General features: G+C 33.4%; 17 protein-coding genes. 3 read left to right on the top strand and 14 right to left on the bottom strand.

Annotated elements, in window-relative coordinates:
* Positions 1–70: 70 nt before the first annotated feature.
* The 12 genes from ftsA to mraZ form a co-directional block, all read right to left on the bottom strand.
* A complete protein-coding gene (gene ftsA, locus IM744_RS14275) occupies positions 71–1,405 on the bottom strand; it encodes a cell division protein FtsA (RefSeq protein ID WP_194508836.1) in 1,335 nt (444 codons plus the stop codon).
* Between the two features lie 4 nt (positions 1,406–1,409).
* Complete coding sequence (locus tag IM744_RS14270) at positions 1,410–2,129, bottom strand: cell division protein FtsQ/DivIB (RefSeq protein WP_194508835.1); 720 nt, start codon at positions 2,127–2,129, stop codon at positions 1,410–1,412.
* Entirely contained in the window at positions 2,119–3,471 is a 1,353-nt protein-coding gene (gene murC, locus IM744_RS14265) for a UDP-N-acetylmuramate--L-alanine ligase (RefSeq protein WP_194508834.1), read from the bottom strand. Before murC ends, IM744_RS14270 begins: the two co-directional genes overlap by 11 nt.
* Complete coding sequence (murG, locus tag IM744_RS14260; RefSeq protein WP_194508833.1) at positions 3,472–4,566, bottom strand: undecaprenyldiphospho-muramoylpentapeptide beta-N-acetylglucosaminyltransferase; 1,095 nt, start codon at positions 4,564–4,566, stop codon at positions 3,472–3,474.
* Positions 4,566–5,759 carry an FtsW/RodA/SpoVE family cell cycle protein gene (locus tag IM744_RS14255; RefSeq protein ID WP_194508832.1) on the bottom strand — a complete coding sequence of 398 codons (1,194 nt, stop codon included), beginning with the start codon at positions 5,757–5,759 and terminating at the stop codon, positions 4,566–4,568. Before IM744_RS14255 ends, murG begins: the two co-directional genes overlap by 1 nt.
* Before the next feature lie 173 nt (positions 5,760–5,932).
* Positions 5,933–7,270: a UDP-N-acetylmuramoyl-L-alanine--D-glutamate ligase gene (murD, locus tag IM744_RS14250; protein ID WP_194508831.1), complete on the bottom strand. Its 1,338-nt coding sequence runs from the start codon at positions 7,268–7,270 to the stop codon at positions 5,933–5,935.
* A 77-nt stretch (positions 7,271–7,347) separates the two neighbouring features.
* The gene (gene mraY / locus IM744_RS14245; protein ID WP_194508830.1) at positions 7,348–8,589 is read right to left on the bottom strand and encodes a phospho-N-acetylmuramoyl-pentapeptide-transferase; all 1,242 of its coding nucleotides are present in this window, start codon (positions 8,587–8,589) and stop codon (positions 7,348–7,350) included.
* 7 nt (positions 8,590–8,596) lie between these two features.
* Positions 8,597–10,060, bottom strand: a complete 1,464-nt coding sequence (locus IM744_RS14240; RefSeq protein WP_194508829.1) for a UDP-N-acetylmuramoyl-L-alanyl-D-glutamate--2,6-diaminopimelate ligase — start codon at positions 10,058–10,060, stop codon at positions 8,597–8,599.
* Entirely contained in the window at positions 10,057–12,006 is a 1,950-nt protein-coding gene (locus tag IM744_RS14235; protein WP_194509142.1) for a penicillin-binding protein, read from the bottom strand. The genes IM744_RS14240 and IM744_RS14235 overlap by 4 nt, the downstream gene beginning before the upstream one ends.
* Before the next feature lie 58 nt (positions 12,007–12,064).
* Positions 12,065–12,382 carry an FtsL-like putative cell division protein gene (locus tag IM744_RS14230; RefSeq protein ID WP_194508828.1) on the bottom strand — a complete coding sequence of 106 codons (318 nt, stop codon included), beginning with the start codon at positions 12,380–12,382 and terminating at the stop codon, positions 12,065–12,067.
* Positions 12,379–13,275, bottom strand: coding sequence for a 16S rRNA (cytosine(1402)-N(4))-methyltransferase RsmH (rsmH, locus tag IM744_RS14225; RefSeq protein ID WP_194508827.1), 897 nt, complete (start codon positions 13,273–13,275; stop codon positions 12,379–12,381). The genes IM744_RS14230 and rsmH overlap by 4 nt, the downstream gene beginning before the upstream one ends.
* Entirely contained in the window at positions 13,262–13,729 is a 468-nt protein-coding gene (gene mraZ / locus IM744_RS14220; protein ID WP_194508826.1) for a division/cell wall cluster transcriptional repressor MraZ, read from the bottom strand. The genes rsmH and mraZ overlap by 14 nt, the downstream gene beginning before the upstream one ends.
* 297 nt (positions 13,730–14,026) lie before the next feature.
* On the opposite strand from mraZ, the gene IM744_RS14215 reads away from it, so the two are divergent.
* From IM744_RS14215 to IM744_RS14205, 3 genes are read left to right on the top strand one after another with little or no spacing between them, the layout of a single operon-like run.
* Complete coding sequence (locus IM744_RS14215) at positions 14,027–14,791, top strand: alpha/beta fold hydrolase (protein ID WP_194508825.1); 765 nt, start codon at positions 14,027–14,029, stop codon at positions 14,789–14,791.
* A 30-nt stretch (positions 14,792–14,821) separates the two neighbouring features.
* Positions 14,822–15,430, top strand: coding sequence for a ribosome biogenesis GTP-binding protein YihA/YsxC (yihA, locus tag IM744_RS14210; protein WP_194508824.1), 609 nt, complete (start codon positions 14,822–14,824; stop codon positions 15,428–15,430).
* A gap of 20 nt (positions 15,431–15,450) precedes the next feature.
* Positions 15,451–15,750: a hypothetical protein gene (locus tag IM744_RS14205; protein ID WP_194508823.1), complete on the top strand. Its 300-nt coding sequence runs from the start codon at positions 15,451–15,453 to the stop codon at positions 15,748–15,750.
* A gap of 184 nt (positions 15,751–15,934) precedes the next feature.
* Here the strand turns inward: IM744_RS14205 and IM744_RS14200 are convergent, their stop codons facing one another.
* Both IM744_RS14200 and IM744_RS14195 read right to left on the bottom strand, forming a co-directional pair.
* A complete protein-coding gene (locus IM744_RS14200; protein ID WP_194508822.1) occupies positions 15,935–17,029 on the bottom strand; it encodes an ABC transporter permease in 1,095 nt (364 codons plus the stop codon).
* Between the two features lies 1 nt (position 17,030).
* Positions 17,031–19,217, bottom strand: coding sequence for a carboxy terminal-processing peptidase (locus IM744_RS14195; RefSeq protein WP_194509141.1), 2,187 nt, complete (start codon positions 19,215–19,217; stop codon positions 17,031–17,033).
* Positions 19,218–19,249 lie beyond the last annotated feature (32 nt).

Here is a 19,249-nt window from a genome sequence, read left to right as displayed (position 1 = left end):
TTCTATTTATACTTTTATTCCCCCAAACACCTCCGACATTACTACCAAATCGAAGTTATAGGTAATATTTTTACTCTGCGTTATCTAAAAAATCTTTTACACGCTCTGTTAATTTGTCTAAAAAAGATTTGCGCTCTTTTTTTGGAGCTTCAATAATCTCTTCTTCTTCCTCTATATTTTCTTCAGAAACCTCAACTGCTATAGATGACATCTCTTCAACTTCTTTTTCTATGCGTTTACGTTCTTGACGTTTTAAGCCATCCATCACTAATCCAACTGCTGTTGCATACAACGGACTTGCAATATCATCATCACTATCTCCAGCTAAATGCTCATTAGGATATCCTATTCTGGTATCCATTCCTGTGATGTATTCAACCAATTGTTTTAAATGCTTCAACTGGCTTCCTCCACCTGTTAAAACAATACCTGCAATCAATTTTTTCTTTTGTTCTTCGTGACCGTAATTTTTTATTTCAACATAAACTTGCTCAATAATTTCTACAACACGAGCATGAATAATTTTAGAGAGATTTTTTAATGTAATCTCTTTTGGCTCACGACCACGTAATCCAGGAATTGAAACAATTTCATTGTCTTTATTTTCTCCAGGCCATGCTGATCCAAATTTTATTTTCAATAATTCAGCTTGCTTTTCTATGATTGAGCAACCTTCTTTTATATCTTCTGTAACCACATTTCCTCCAAAAGGAATCACAGCTGTATGACGAATAATCCCATCTTTAAACACTGCTAAATCTGTTGTACCTCCTCCTATATCAATCAAAGCTACACCAGCTTCCTTTTCTTCTTGACTTAATACTGCATTTGCAGATGCTAATGGCTCAAGTGTAATCCCTTCTAATTCTAAACCAGAACTTTTTACACAACGACCAATGTTTCTAATAGATGATACTTGACCAACAACCACATGAAAATTGGCTTCTAATCGTCCGCCATACATCCCAATTGGTTCTTTAATTTCAGCTTGACCATCAATTTTATATTCTTGAGGTAAAACATGAATGATCTCTTCGCCAGGAAGCATTACTAATTTGTGTACTTGATTGATTAAACGATCAATATCTTCTTCGTCTATAACCACTTCAGAATTTGCTCTTGTGATATAATCACTATGTTGCAGACTTCTAATATGCTGACCAGCAATACCAACAGTTACTTCTTCAATTTTAAGTCCAGCTTCTGCTTCTGCTTCTTGAACAGCCTGTTGAATAGATTGTATAGTTTGAGTAATATTATTAACCACACCTCTATGCACACCCAAACTCTTGGATTTACCTATCCCTAAAATTTCGGCTTTACCATATTCATTCTTACGACCAATCATAGCCACAATTTTTGTGGTTCCGATATCAAGTCCTACTGAAATTTTATTATTCTCCATCATCTTACTTTTTGGTGCAAATCACTTGCTTATCAAACTTTAAATTCACTAGTTTATAATTATCCAGTGTCTTATCTTTCATTGCCTTCTTGTAGAAAGCTTTTAGATTATTAATTTTCTTATCCAATAAATTCAATGTTCCTAAATGGATATTAAAATCATGGCTTCTAAACTTCAAATCGATTGTTTTATCCTCATTTTGATAAATCACTACGACATGTTTCTTCAAAAACTCATCGTCTTGAATTTTTTTAGCAACATTATACACATTTACTAAATCATTTTTCTCAACAAAACCCGCAATAAGTGGCACACGTGCAGTACGATTTGTTGATAAAGGCATATACGAACCAGTCTCATCAATGTAGTACGAAGCATTTGTGCTTACTCTTGCAATAGGTTTTTTTTGTTCAATTTCAGCAGTGATTAAGCCATCAACACTCATAAACACTTGCGCTTGCTTAATCATTGGATTAGAGTTTAGGGCAGATTCTAACCGATTCAAATCTATAATATCTTTAGGCTTATTTGCAACACTCTCTTGATTTTGTATTAACAATTTACTAACAGTCTCATGAGTTACAAAAAGGTTGTCTTCATCTATAAACTTTACATCAGGTGTTTCAACAATTCTCGTTGCATTTCTCATAGACGAAAACGCATACAAAAACACCACTAATACTAGCAGTAATCCAACTTTTATGTAACCATAATTAACTCGCATGACTTAATGCTTTTTTAATATGCTTAACCTGTTCTCCAATATCTCCAGCTCCAATCGTCATAATAACTGTAGCATCACTATTCTTTATAGCAGCAACTAAATCTATTTTTTGAACTAATTTTTTGTTTTTATTTTCAATTTTATCTAATAACCATTGAGATGTCACGCCTTCAATTGGCAATTCTCTTGCTGGATATATATCTAGTAATATAACCTCATCAAATTTTGATAAACTTTTAGCAAAATCATCTATAAAATCACGTGTTCTACTGAACAAATGAGGTTGAAATATAGCCAGTACTTTTTCATCAGGATACATTTCTCTTACAGCTTGATGTACTGCATTAATTTCTTCTGGATGATGCGCGTAATCATCGATATAAACTAAATCATCAGTTTTAATCTGATAGGTAAATCTGCGTTTTACACCTTTGTAAGATGCTAAAGCTTTGGCGAGCTGTGGTTGAGGGAGACCATATTCTACAGACATCGCCAAGGCTATTAATGCATTAGACAGATTATGTCTACCAGGTAGGTTAAATTTGAAATTTTCTAGTAACTTAGTTGGTGTTTTCACATCAAACTCATAGCTACCATTTACTATTTTTATGTTTTCTACGGAATAATCTGAATCGTCTTCAATCCCATAAGTAATTCCTTTAATGGGTAATCCATTCTTAACGAACAGTTTTCCGTTTGGTTTTATTTTTTCTGAAAAATCTTCAAATGATTTCACAAGTTCAGAAGCATCTCCATAGATATCCAAATGATCTGCATCCATTGAAGTGATACAAGCAAAATCTGGAGATAATGTTAAAAATGAACGATCAAACTCATCTGCTTCTACAACGGAAACTTTTGTTCCGTTTAGGATTAAATTAGAATTATAATTCTCACTTATTCCGCCAAGAAAAGCTGTGACTTCAACATCACATTCATTCAACAAATGGCCTAAGATACTTGTAGTTGTAGTTTTTCCGTGGGTACCAGCAACTGCCAAACAAAACGTCTGTCTGGTAATTTCTCCTAATACTTGAGAACGCTTCATCACATGAAAACCATTAGAATTGAAGTAATTCAACTCACTATGCGATTTTGGAATTGCAGGCGTATAAACTATTTGTGTCGTATTTGCATCTAAAAACGTTGAATCAATCTGTTTGATATCATCTTCAAAATGAATTAAAACACCTAAATCCTCTAACTCATCTGTAATATCTGTTTTGGTTTTATCATAACCTCCAACAGTTAGTCCTTTAGCCACAAAATAACGAGCTAATGCAGACATACCAATGCCTCCAATACCAATAAAATAAATACTATGTGCTTGATCTAAATTCATTTACTGCTTTAATAGTTTTTCAACTTCGTCTGCGATATCTTTTGTTGCATTGACTAATGCTAATTGTTTTATATTCTTGCTTAATTCATCTCTCTTTTCCGAAGAAAGCATCAACGCATCAAACTCTTTTTCAAATTGTGTATCTAACTCACTTTCTTTAATTAAAATAGCTGCATTTTTATCTACTATAGCTTTAGCATTTTTGGTTTGGTGATCTTCTGCAACATTTGGTGACGGAATAAAAACCACTGGTTTCCCAACCACACAAAGCTCAGAAACCGAACTCGCTCCAGCTCTAGATATAATAACATCGGCAGCAGCATAAGCCATATCCATGTTATTTAAAAACGCATGAACTTGTACGTTTTCTAACGCGTTATGATGTTTATATTGCTGAAAATATAATTTACCACATTGCCAAATCACTTGAATATTTTGTGATTGGAAATACTCTAATTTCTCTTCAATTAATTGGTTAACGCGTCTTGCTCCTAAACTTCCACCTAAAACTAAAAGCGTATGCTTACTATGAATTAATGAAAAGGCGTCTTTCCCTTCAATATGCCTACCTTCTATGTTTAATAAATCTTTACGAATTGGATTACCTGTTAAAACGATTTTTTCCTTCGGAAAGAATTTCTCTAAACCTTCATAAGCCACACAAATTTTATCAACCTGTGATGACAACAATTTATTAGTAATTCCTGGGTAAGAATTTTGTTCTTGTATCAAACTTGGAATTCCTTTTGAGGTTGCAGATTTCAATAATGGTCCGCTTGCAAATCCACCAGTTCCAATAGCGACATCTGGTTGAAATGTATTAATGATTTTACGAGATTTTAGTAAACTCGAAATCAACTTAAATGGGAATGCTAAATTCCTCAATGTCAACTTTCGCTGAATTCCCGAAATCCAAAGTCCTTCAATTTCATAACCTGCTTGAGGTACTTTTTCCATTTCCATACGATCAGATGCTCCAACAAATAAAAACTCTGCATCAGGAAAACGAGACTTTAACTCATCTGCAATAGCGATTGCAGGATAAATATGTCCTCCTGTTCCTCCACCTGATAATATGATTTTATAGTTACTCATTAAATGGTTTCGCTTAAAATTTCTAAAGGATTATCCTCATTTATTTCTTCATCTTTCATCTGCTCACGCTTTGCACTCACACTCAACACAATACCAATAGCTAAACAGGTCATCCAAATAGATGTTCCTCCACTACTAATTAATGGCAAGGTTTGACCAGTAACTGGAAACAACTCTACTGCAACTGCCATATTTATTAAAGCTTGAAATATAATTGGCAAACCTACTCCTAGCACTAATAATTTACCGAAAACGGTATCTGATTTTTGCGATACTATCACGATTCTAAATAACAACCATGAATACATAATTAACAATACCACTCCTCCAATAAGTCCATACTCTTCAATAATGATGGCAAAAATAAAATCTGATGATGACTGAGGTAATACATTTTTTTGAGTGCTTTTCCCTGGCCCTTTACCCCATACTTCGCCAGATGCTATTGCTATTTTAGCATTTTCAATTTGATAATCTGCTTCGGTATCTTCTCCATTGGCAAAGTTTTCAATTCTACTCGTCCAGGTATCTACACGGTTATCCATAGCATCAGGAAATGCTTTTGCTACCAAGACAAATAAAGCTAAGGCTAAAATCCCACCACCAATAATAACCGCAAGGTATTTAATAGGATAACCGCCTATAAATGTCAACATCATGACCATTAAAAATATAATAGCAGTTGTTGAGAAATTAGCTGGTAAAATTAGAATCAACACAAGAAACACTGGAGCCCATAATGGCAACAACGTCTCTACAAAAGTCACTTTCTTATCTTGAATTTTTGATAAATATCGTGCTACATAAACCATCAACACAACCGCAGCCAAAGTAGATGTTTGAAATGACATCCCAACAAAAGGAATTTGAATCCACCGACTCGCATTTGCACCACCTATCGTAGTCCCTTGTAGCATTGTCACAACCAATAAGACAATAACTATAGGAATCATCACCATAGATAATCCTCTAAAATAACGATACGGAATTTTGTGAACACCATACATAATTGCAAACCCTAAAAAGAGGTGCATTAAATGTTTTACAAAAAAACCAAAGGTATTACCAACACCTCCAACATAAGCTAAATTACTAGCAGCACTGTACACAGGAAGGAATGAGAAAATTGCCAACAATGCAGTAATTGCCCAGATTAATCGATCTCCTTTTATGTTTTTAAATAGTGCTTGCATTTCTTTTTATCATTCCTGCATTACGATGCAGAAACTGTTTTTTTCCTTGTTATTAAATGTGTTACCACAAAATCATGAACGTTTCCTCTTTGTTTTAATGAGATTCCTGCTTTACTCATAAGTTTACATTTTAAAATAATGCATTCATGAATCTTCGAATTCGCAGGAATTTGTTATAAATTTCTTACAGCATCTTTAAATTGACGACCTCTATCTTCATAATTTTCAAACAAATCAAAACTCGCACATGCTGGTGACAACAATACACTATCTCCAGCTTCGGCAACTTTGTAGGCGATTTTTACAGCTTCACTCATAAATTGAGTTTCAATAATAATATCTACCATACCACCAAAATTGTCCATCAACTTTTTATTGTCTGTCCCTAAACAAATGATAGCTTTCACCTTTTCGTTTACAAACTGAAACAACTCATTATAATTATTTCCTTTATCAACACCTCCAACAATCCAAACCGTTGGCGCATCCATGCTTTCTAAAGCAAAATATGTTGCATTTACGTTAGTTGCTTTTGAATCATTAATATATTGCACCTTATTAATCTTAAGTACATTTTCCAAACGATGCTCAACACCTTGAAAATTCTCTAAACTTTCACGTATCGTTTGTTTTCTAATTTTTAATAAATGTGCTACAGTTGATGCAGCCATTGCATTTTTAATATTGTGTTTCCCTTCTAATGCTAAGTTTTTTGTTGGCATAATTATCTGGTTGTTATCTATTGTTATTATTATATTCTCTTTATCTAAATACGCTCCATTCTCAATGGTTTTAGTCAATGAAAATGGCAATAATGTGGATTGAACAGGATGCTTTTTTAACCAATCTAAAATAACCTCATCATCACCATCGTAAATGAAATAATCCTCTTTAGTTTGATTTTTTGCAATCCTAAATTTTGAGGCGATATAATTATCAAACTGATACTCATATCGATCTAAATGATCTGGTGTGATATTGGTCAAAACCGCTATATGTGGTTTAAAATCAATAATATCATCCAATTGAAAACTACTAATCTCTAACACATAGTTTTCATAATCATGTTCTAAAATTTGTTTAGCGAAACTATCTCCAATATTTCCTGCTAACCCAACATTCAAATCTTGTTTTAACAAGTGATGCGTGAGGGTTGCAGTTGTTGTTTTACCATTACTCCCTGTAATTCCCACAAGGGTTGCATTGGTGAATTTTGCTGCAAATTCAATTTCAGATACTACAGGGATTCCTTTTGCTCTAATTTGCTGTATTAAGGCTACTTTTTCAGGAATTCCCGGACTCTTCATGACTAGATCTGCATTCAGAATTTTTTCTTCGGAATGCTCGCCATCCTCAAATTCAATCTCATTATGTATAAGAACTTGTTTGTACTTCTCTTTTATTATTCCTTTATCTGAAACAAAAACATCATAGCCTTTATCTTTTCCTAAAAGCGCAGTTCCAACTCCACTTTCTCCTCCTCCTAATATGACTAACCTCTGTTTTTTCATTTTTGTCATTCTGCGCTACGACGCAGAATCTAATTTTTATTTATTTGGATTCCGCATCAAGTGCGGAATGACAAGCATTACCTAATTTTCAATGTCACAATTGAAATAATCGCTAACAGGATTCCTACAATCCAAAAACGTGTGACTATTTTGCTTTCGTGATATCCAGATTTCTGATAATGATGATGTAAAGGAGACATTTTAAAAATACGTCGACCTTCACCATATTTTTTTCTTGTGTATTTGAAATAACTCACTTGCATCATAACCGATAAGTTTTCAGCTAAAAACACACCACACAATACAGGAATAAGCCATTCTTTACGAACCGCTATAGCAATTACCGCTATAATTCCTCCAATAGTTAAGCTTCCCGTATCGCCCATAAAAACTTGAGCTGGATACGCATTGTACCATAAAAATCCAATCAGTGCTCCTACAAATGCAGCTATGTATATTGTAATTTCTTCTACTCTTGGGATATACATGATATCTAAGTAATCTGAGAAAATGATGTTACCAGAAACCCATGCAAATATTCCTAATGTAAGTACAATTATAGCAGATGTTCCTGCTGCTAAGCCATCAATACCATCGGTGAGATTTGCACCATTTGAAACTGCTGTAATGATAAATATAGAAGCTAAAATAAAAATGATCCAAGCATATTTTGATAATTCTGGACTAATCCAAGTAATTAAATCTGCATAATCAAACTCATTACTTTTCATGAATGGAATCGTAGTTTTAGTTGATTTCGCTTCTTCCTCAAATAATTTTGAAGGTGAAATATTTGGATTCTCAGCCAAAAGCACATTTTGTTGCTCTTGAGGTAACTTTTCTTTCATAGTCACATCCTGATGAAAGTACATGGTTGCACCTACGATAATTCCTAAACCAACTTGACCTAAAACCTTAAAACGACCTTTTAATCCTTCTTTATTATTCTTAAATTTTTTAATATAATCATCAATAAATCCAATAGTTCCCATCCAGATAGTGGTTATAATTAAAAGGATGATATAAATGTTTTCAAGTTTTGCTAATAATAATACAGGAATCAATGTTGCTAAAATGATAATAATCCCACCCATTGTTGGTGTTCCTGCTTTTTCAACTTGACCTTCTAGCCCAAGATCACGAATAGTTTCACCTACTTGTTGCTTTTGAAGAAAACGAATGATGCGTTTACCAAAAATTGTAGAAATTAACAAGGATAGAATAATAGCCACAGCAGCTCTAAAGGTTAAAAAACCAAAAAGAGATGCTCCAGGAAACTGAAACTGCTGTTCTAAATATTCAAATAAGTAGTATAACATTGATTGCTTATTTCTGTAATTGTTTTAAAAATTCTTTCACTGTTTTGAAGTCATCAAAATCAAAGCGTTTTCCTTTAATCTCTTGATAGGTCTCATGCCCTTTTCCTGCTATTAGAATAATATCTTTTGGATTCGCTAATTGACAAGCTGTTTTTATAGCTTGCTTTCTATCCACAATTGACATTGTTTTTTTAAAATTTTGAGGTTCAACTCCTTTTTCAATATCTTCTATAATTGTTTCAGGAACTTCACTTCTAGGATTATCACTTGTAAAAATCACTTTAGTACTTAAAGCAGAAGCGATATGTCCCATTTTTGGACGTTTTGATGTATCTCTATCACCACCACAGCCAACAACTGTAATAAGTTGTTCATTATTTGCACGAATACTATTTATAGTCTCTAATACATTTTTTAGCGCATCTGGAGTATGTGCATAATCTACAATTGCTGTAATTTTTTCTTCGGAAATGAGATACTCAAAGCGACCGCTAACACTCTCTAATTCGCTAATCAATCGTAGTATTTCAACTTTCTCAAGTCCTAATAATTCTGCGACTCCATAAATTGCAGTAATATTATAAGCGTTAAAATCACCTATAAGTTTGGTCCACAATTCAATATCATTCAGTTTTAAGAGTAAACCGCTAAATTCATTTTCTAAAACTTGTGCTTTATAATCTGCATAAGTTTTTAAAGCATATGTATATGTCTTGGCTTTTGTATTTTGCAGCATCACCAAACCATTTTTATCATCAATATTCACCAATGCAAATGCGCTTTTTGGTAAATTATCAAAGAATGATTTTTTCACATCTCTATACTCAGCAAATGTGTCATGATAATCTAAATGATCATGGGATAGATTGGTAAAAATCCCTCCTTCAAAATGCAAACCTTCAGTTCTTTTTTGATGAATACCATGAGAGCTCACTTCCATGAAGCAAAATTCAACACCTGCGTCATTCATCAATTTCAAATACTTATTAATAGTCAACGAATCTGGTGTTGTATGCGTTGCCTTATATTCAGTATTATCAACCATGATTTTAACCGTAGACAATAAACCAACTTTGTAGCCAGCATTTTTGAACAACTGATATAGAAGTGTTGCAATAGTTGTCTTTCCGTTAGTACCAGTAACTCCAACTAAGCGCAAGTTTTCCGAAGGATTTCCGTAGAAATTTGAAGCCATATAAGCTAAAGCTCTATTAGTACTTTCTACTTCTATATAAGTAATCCCATCAACCAAATTATCAGGAAGTGTTTCGCAAACTATCGCAATTGCTCCTTGCTTAATTACTGCATTTATAAACTGATGACCATCAACCTTTGTTCCTCTAATAGCAATAAAGACATCTCCTTTGACCACTTGTCGAGAATCAAAATGCATGGTATTAATATCTACACTCGTACTACCTACGACTGCATTTATAGTAACCTTATATAATATATCTTTTAGTTGTATCACGATGTTCCTAAAACAATAATTTGATTTCGTTTTACTTTGATTCCTTTATTAATAGATTGTGACTTGACAGTCCCAACGCCTTGCATTTTTACTTTAAGTCCCATATTTTCTAATAATGCCAAAGCATCCATTGCTGGAAGCCCAATAACATTTGGCATAATTGTTTTATGGATTTGTGCGGTTTTATAAAAAGACTCATAGTCTTCATTGGTTATCACATCTACGACTTCCAATGTTTCTATTTCATCAACTAAAGGTGTCTCTGTATATATTTTTTGAGCTATTCTTTTAAACACAGGACCAGAAACATCTGCTCCATAAAAACCAACCTTTGTACTTGGTTTATGTATCACTACGATGCACGAGTATTTAGGATTATCTGCTGGGAAATAACCTGCAAATGACGACACATACTTTCTATCTTTTCTCCATTCTTCAGAATTTGAATAGTCTGTTCTTGCTGTTCCTGTTTTTCCTGCCATTGAAAAGTTTTCAGAATACATACGACTTCCTGTACCTCTAACTACAACGTTCTTTAATATTTCTCTTATTTCACTAAGAGTTTGATCTGAACATATTTTTTGAATAATAACTTCCTTATCAAATACTTCAATTTCTCTATCAAACTCTTTTACAGCTTTAATAAATCTTGGTCTTATCATTTCACCATTATTCGCAATTGCATTATAGAATGTAAGTGTCTGCAATGGTGTCATTTCTAAATTATACCCATAAGCCATTGACGGTAACGCATTACGACTCCAATTGGATTTTCCTGGCTCAGGAATATCAGGAATACCTTCTCCTATAATTGACAATCCTAACGTATCATTAAGTTTCCAACTTTTAAGACGGTTGATAAATTTCCTAGGTTGATCAGAATAGTTATCATCAATAATAGTTGCTAAACCAATATTAGAAGACACTTCTAATGCTCTTGCAGCAGAGATTTTACCATAACCACGAGAATCAGTAACAGATCTACCATAAAAACGCTTGCTCCCCATTTTTGTATCAATAACCGTAGATGTATCAATAACCTTATCTTCTAAAGCTGCCATAAGCGCCATAACTTTAAATGTAGATCCAGGCTCATGACTTTCTCCTACCGCATAGTTAAGACGTTCGTAATATTTTCCGTTTTTATTTCTCCCTAGATTTGAAATGGCTTTAATCTCACCAGTTTCTACATCCATGACTACTGCACAACCATGATCTGCTTCATACTTTTCTAATTGCCCTAATAATGAATAATGCGCGATATCTTGAATATTAACATCTATAGTTGTGTAAATATCATATCCATCTTTTGGTTCAATTTGATCATAATCAACGATAGGTTTCCACTTACCGTTTCCTATTTTTTGCATGAGTCTTTTACCATTCTCGCCTCGTAGATATTTTTTTCCGAAGTAGCCATCAATTCCTGGTCTGGTTACATTTCCGTCGTCATCAATTTTTTCATAACCAATAGTACGCTCTGCAATTCCTCCCATTGGATGATCACGCTTTTCTTCTTGAGTCACAATAAGTCCACCACGAATAGCACCAAGATTTAGCATTGGGAAATTTCGAATTCTGATGTATTGCGAATAGCTAATATCTCTTGCCAAAAGAAAGTATCTATTTTTATCCAGCCTTGCTTTTTTAATTCTCTTTAAATGATAGCTTGATGATTTACCAGAGAATTTAGATAATGAATCTGCAAGAGGCTTCACAAGTGTATTAAACAATTCTTGCTTTGGCTGAATGGCATCAATTCTAATATCGTATTTAGGTATTGAGGTTGCCAGTAAACTTCCATCTGCAGAATAAACATTACCTCTATTTGCAGGAATGTCCATATCTTGAATTGTACGTTCTTCTGCCAATGCTCTATACGCATCACCTTGAATAAATTGAATTGTGCACAACTTAAACATGACAGCAAGCGCGAAGACAAACATACTGCCAGCCACGAAATATAATCTGTTTAATATGTTAGTTTCGGTTGTTGCCACTTTATCAATTCTGTGTTTTAACTTTTATTTTTACTGGTGGATTTTCTGAAATCAGTAATCCTTTTTTCTTCATTTCGATTTCAATTTGAGATGCTTTTTTAAGCCTCATCAAAGTCCCTCGTCCATCAACAAATTGAGATCTCAAATCTTTTGCTTCATTTTTCAATCTTGCAATTTCATAGACTTTTTGATCTGCACTATGTGAACTTGCAATCATTATAATTGCTAAGATTGAAATGAAAATGATAATTCTCCAATTTTTAAAGGAGTCATCACTCACTAAGAATTTACCTCTTAATATGCTGTAAATGTTCTTTTTCATAACTTCTCAGCAATACGAAGCTTTGCACTTCTCGCTCTGTTATTTTGTTTTATTTCTTCTCTAGTTGGAATAATCAATCCACCTACTTTTTTTAACGGTACTTCAAAATTCCCAAACACATCTCGTTCTGGCTCACCTTCAAACAAACCATTTCTAATAAATCGCTTTACCAACCTATCTTCTAAAGAATGGTAAGAGATCATACTTAATCGACCTCCTTTTACCAACACATCTGGTGTTTGTTGTAAAAATTCTTTTAATGCTTCAATTTCCTGATTCACCTCAATACGTATAGCCTGATATATTTGAGCCAACACTTTATTTTCTTTTTGGTGATTTAGAAATTTTTTAAGCGCTAATTTTAATTGTTCACTTGTTTTGATTTCCTCTTCCTTGCGTGATGCTATAATTACACTTGCCATTGCAGGCGCTTGTCTTAATTCTCCATATTGAAACAACACTTGCTTGATTTGCTCTTCGTCATAATCATTGATGACATGAAAAGCAGACAACTTATCGTCTTGATTCATTCGCATATCCAACTCTGCCTCGAATCGTGTTGAAAAACCACGTTCTGCAACATCAAATTGGTGTGACGACACACCAAAATCTGCTAGAATACCATCAACCTGCTTTGCACCATGAAATCTGAGAAAGCGTTTGGTGTATCTAAAATTTTCATTAATTAATGTGAAACGATCATCATCAATTGTATTTAAAAGAGCATCTTTATCTTGATCAAAAGCAAATAGTTTCCCGTTTGGACCTAAATGTTTTAATATCTCACTACTGTGACCACCACCTCCAAAAGTGACGTCGACGTAAATTCCGTCAGGTTTAATATTCAAACCTTCAACGGTTTCTTTAAGTAATACCGGGTTATGATAATCCATCTTCATCGTCTTGTCCCATTACCTCTTCAGCTAAGTCTGCAAAGTCTCCAGTTGCATCATCAATAGCTTTTTCGTAGTTATCTTTATCCCAAATTTCAATAATATTAATTGCAGATGAGACAACGATTTCTTTCGTAATACCCGAAAAAGCCACAAGGTCTTTAGGAATTAATAATCGTCCAGCAGAATCCACCTCAACTTGTTTTAAACCTGCAGTAAAACGACGAATAAAATCATTGTTTTTCTTTTTGAAACGATTGAGTTTATTTATTTTTTGCATCAAAACCTCCCATTCACTCATAGGATACAATTCTAAGCATGGCTGAAAAACCGCACGCTTAAGTACAAAACCATTTTGCAACACAGGAAGCAACTGCTTTTTTATGGCAGCAGGCAACATGAGCCTTCCTTTAGCATCCACTTTACACTCGTATGTTCCTATTAAAGGGTTCAAAATGATTGATTTACTTACTATAACGATTAAGAATCAAAGATATTGAAAATTTTACCACTATTTACCACTCTACTCCACTTTTGTTGATAAATTTATGATTAGCAGAATAATCAATCTTTAGTCTTTCCTAATAAAAAACCATAAAACACTAATTATCAACATTATAATATTTGAAGATAAAAGCTATTTTCAATTGTTAACATCTTAAATTACTATGAACATTGACGAGCGAAATAATGTGTTAAAGTTATAATTGAAATACCTATATTTGTTTTTAAGTAAAACGATGAATTGTTAATGGCACACCTTTTAAAAAAAGAGAAAGATTATAGATATATTGAAGTTGGAGAAGGCAAACCGTTAATCGTTTTACATGGGTTAATGGGAGGCTTAAGTAACTTTGATGCAGTTACCACTTATTTTAGCGAAAAAGGATATAAAGTCATTATACCAGAATTGCCAATTTACACTATGTCATTGCTTAAAACCAACGTTAAAAGCTTTGCTAAATACTTACATGATTTTATAGAGTTTAAAGGTTTAGACGAAGTTGTTTTACTCGGAAATTCGCTAGGTGGACATATTGGTCTTTATCACACAAAACTATATCCTAAAAAAGTTAAAGCGCTTATCATTACCGGAAGTTCTGGTTTATATGAAAGTGCGATGGGTGGAGGTTACACAAAACGTGGTGACTATGAAGTGATTAAGAAAAAAGCTCAAGATGTATTTTATGATCCTGAGGTAGCTACCAAAGAAATAGTTGATGAAGTTTATGAAACTGTAAACGACAGAAACAAACTCATAAAAACTCTTGCTATTGCAAAAAGTGCAATTCGTCATAATATGGCAAAAGACTTGCCAAAAATGACATTACCTGTTTGTATTATTTGGGGAAAAAACGATACTGTTACACCTCCAGAAGTTGCGACTGAATTTAATGAATTGTTACCAAATTCTGAATTATTTTGGATTGACAAATGTGGTCATGCTGCCATGATGGAGCATCCTCAAGAGTTCAATCAGATTCTTAATGAATGGTTGGTTGACAAAAAATTATAGTTCGAATAACTACTAAACAAAAGAACTATTATGAAAATTAAAACAGCTGAATTTATAGTAAGTAACTCTGAAGTGGACAAATGTCCAAAAGATCAGATACCAGAATATGCCTTTATAGGCAGAAGTAATGTTGGAAAGTCCTCATTAATCAACATGATCACCAATCATAAGAACTTAGCTAAAACCTCTGGAAGACCAGGAAAAACACAGCTTATCAATCATTTTTTAATTAATAAAGAGTGGTTTTTAGTGGATTTACCAGGTTATGGATATGCTAAAGTTTCTAAAACAGCAAAACGAAAATTTCAGAAATTTATCACTAATTATTTTGAGAAGCGTCGTCAATTGGTGTCGGCTTTTATTCTTGTAGATATTAGACATGAGCCTCAAAAAATTGATTTGGAGTTTATGGAGTATTTGGGTGTTAGTGAAATTCCGTTTTCTATAATATTTACTAAAGCAGATAAACTCAAACCTAAAGCTATTGAACGTAATGTTGAGGACTATTGTAAAAAAATGCTTGAGACTTGGGAAGAGGTTCCAAATTACTTAGTTACCTCATCCTCAAAAGCTATTGGTCGAGACGAGGTTTTACAGTTTATAAGTGATACGAATACTGAGATTGAGAGTTTACGTTAAACTATGTTGCAACACATTAGATGAACGAAATCAAAAATCAAAGAGATCCAACTGAAATTGCTGAGTACTTTTCAAGTATTCAAAGTAGATATGGATTTAAATTTGATTTCAGTTTAGAAAGTTTGGAAAAAGAAGTTGATAGATTTCTTGAAGAGAATTCAAATCTTAGTGAATATACACAGACAATTATTGAATCGCTTTTGACTGCATATGTTGGAGAAACAATTTGCAGATTATATAAAGGAAAATGGTGTGGAGAATTTTGTGGACCTCTTAATAAAACGGGTTCAAACTATTACTTATCTTGGATAAATAGGTGATTTTAAATATATGCCAAGTCAATTTATTGAATATTATTTAGGAAACGGGAAAAAGAGTGAAGGCACTTTCTATGATTACCTTTATAATAGAGATACAAGCAAAGAAATTTTTACTGATTTTCTTGGTAGTGGATTATTGAAAAAAATACAGTCTCAAATAAAATAACGTTTATCACAGAGAACATTAAGACTTCACATCCAAAGCATCCCTCAATGCATTACCTATTAACATAAAAGCCATCACTAAAACCATGATGCACAATCCTGGGATTAAAGCTAAATAAGGTTTTCCTAGAATAATATAATTGTAGTGGTCTTTTATCATTGCTCCCCAACTTGCCATTGGTGGTTGAGCTCCAATGCCAAGAAAACTTAATCCGCTTTCAATAAGAATCGCTGCTGCGAAATTGGCTGCTGAAATTACAATAATTGGCGCCATAATATTTGGCAAAATGTGTTTTGTGATGATTCTGTAATCATTAAAACCTAATGCTCTTGCTGCTGTTACATATTGCATTTCTTTAGCGCTGATAATCTGTCCGCGAACGACTCTTGCAACTTCAACCCACATTGTTAGTCCTACAGCAATAAAAACTTGCCAAAAGCCTTTTCCTAAAGCTAAAGTAATTGCTATAACCAACAAAAGCGTTGGTATGGACCATGTCACATTGATAATCCACATGATGAATGCATCTACCTTCCCTCCATAATATCCTGCAATACTTCCGAAGAAAATACCAATTACGAGCGAAATAAAAACTGCAATAAATCCTATAGAAAATGATATCCTAGATCCAATCAATACTCTGCTTAGAAGATCTCTTCCATATTTATCTGTTCCGAAGAGAAAAGTTTTATGGTTGATATATGATTTGTAATCGTTGTTAGGAAAAACACTTAAATTAATTGATTTGTCTGCTCCTATTAATCCATCTGAAGCATATTCAGTATAAAACAATGTATTATTTTTTACAGTATATTCTGAAACAGGAATCTCTGTGTCGCTACTTCGTGTTCCAAATAATAATTTAGAAGCGAAGGATTGATTGTTTTCAATTTCCGAAGGGATATTAAGCATTTGCACTTCAAAACCTGGACGTTGAGAATGGATTGACAAATGCATTTGATTCGCATTTTGAGAATTATCTGGAGCTATCACATAAGCAAATAATGACATGAGGCCAATAATTACAATTAACCAAAAACTCAAAACGCCCCAAAAGTTCTTCTTGAACTTTCGGAGCGCTAATTGTGATAATGAGTCGCTAGTTTTACTCATTTTAATTTTTTACAGACGTCGCCACTTTTTTAATTTTGTAGGTCATCTTAAGGTCATTTAAAACATTAAGCGCTTCTTCGATGTAAACATCTTTGCTTAAACTCGTGTGCCAACGCACTCGTTTTTCCTTTAAAACTGAATCTTGACTCATCAATGTCGTCTCATAAGGCAAAGATTGAAATGTTAAGTTTGACTTATAATCAGACAATTTTTCAAAACGCTTAGACTCTTCTTGATTTAATTCTAATGTCTTTTTGTAATCCTCATATTTAAGTGAGTACATCTCTCTATCTCTAATTCTCTTTACCCATTGTGCATTATCATCTATAAGTTTTAGCTGCTCGTTATTAGCCATACGCTCTTTACTTTTTGCGATGGTTGTGTCATAATCATAATAACTACCCCAAACTTTATAATCTGCTGCTTGGATTTTATCCCATGCTAATGGATTTTCCTGATCTTTTTCACCAATATCAATATAGCTGTAACGGTCTGGAACAACAACATCACTCTTAACACCTTCTAACTGTGTTGATCCTCCATTAATTCTATAGAATTTTTGAGTTGTAAACTTCAAAGCTCCCATATCTCCTTCACTGTTTTGTCTTACCATACGGTTTAAGTCTAGTACGTTTTGCACTGTTCCTTTACCATAAGTTTGCTTGCTACCAATCACGATAGCCCTTTTATAATCTTGCATTGCTGCAGCCAAAATCTCTGATGCCGAAGCAGATAACTCATTAACCAAAATAACTAATGGTCCATCCCATACAATAGATTTATCTTTATCATTTAAAACCTCTTTTGGTTCTCCTGCTGTTTTTACTTGTACAATTGGTCCCTCTTCGATAAAAAGTCCTCCCATATCTACAACTGTTTGCAAGGATCCACCTCCATTGTTTCTTAAATCCAGAACAATCCCTTCTACACCTTCTGCTTTTAATCGCTCTAATTCTAGTTTGATATCTGAAGCTGCATTACGTTTGTTATAATCTTCAAAGTCTACATAAAATTTAGGGAGATTAATAACGCCATATTTTTTGTCATCTTTAATTACTGTAGATGATTTGGCGTAAGTCTCTTCTAGCTCAACAATATCTCTTTTGATAGTTATATCCTCTATAGTTCCATCTACTTTTTTAAGTGTCAAAGTGACATTGGTTCCTTTTGGGCCCTTAATAAACTTGATTGCATCATCTAAACGCATCCCAACAATATTGACACTTTCATCTTCATCTTCTTGTTTCACTTTCATAATTTGATCACCTACCTCAAGTTCATTTTGTCTCCAAGCTGGCCCACCACTTATGATTTCGTTCACGATAGTTGCATCCATTTTTTTCTGAAGTCTTGCTCCAATACCTTCAAAATTACCTGACATGGCAACATCAAAACGATCTTTATCTTCTGGTGCAAAATAATATGTGTGTGGATCAAACTCCTCCACAATAGCATTAATATAAACTGCAAACCAATCTTTACGCTGTCTATCATCTATAAAATCATAAAGTTCATCTAAAGATCTTTGCGTTGCTTCTCTAGCTTCTGTTTCTAAATCTTTTGTAGACTTTTTTAAGATTTCAGTATTTGCTTTTTTAAGTTTTTCAAACTCAACATCGCTCAAATCATTAGTAGTAATATCGTTTGTTCTAGCAAATTCTTGATCACTCAATAAGTCATCATAATTAGCAATAGTAGAAAACTTAAGTTGTTGTCTCCAACGTTCTTTCATTGCTTTTTTTGAATCAACATACTCTAGTTTCTCATAGTCTGTAGAAAAATCTTCAGCGACTGAAAAATCAAAAGGCTTAGACAATACGTCTTTATAAAGTTCTTTAGATTCTGAAATGCGCTTCAACAAACGCTCGTGCGTTAAATTAAAAAACGAGAGATCATAAGCTTTGATTTGATCATCTAACTGATTTTCGTAAGCTTTAAATTCTTTAATATCCGAAGCATAGAAATAACGTTTAAAAGGATCTAATTGTTCTAGATAGTCTGTAAATACAGCTTCTGAAAATCCGTCGTTGATTTCTTGCGGACTAAAATGACCTTCTTCTAAAACGTAAGTTATCAATTGAATTAATAATTTATCTTTATTTGGGTCTTGAAATTTCTTCGTCGTAAAACTGCATGAGGCAAATGCTAATAGCAATACTAATAGCGACAGTTTATAATTCCTTTTCATCATATTAATCATAAATTTATTTAATGTAAATC

Origin of the sequence: Psychroserpens luteus, assembly GCF_015319355.1 — a bacterium.
GTDB classification, from domain to species: Bacteria; Bacteroidota; Bacteroidia; order Flavobacteriales; family Flavobacteriaceae; genus Psychroserpens; species Psychroserpens luteus.
The sequence above is the reverse complement of the archived record's forward strand: the minus strand, read 5'-3'. Positions and strand labels throughout refer to the sequence as shown.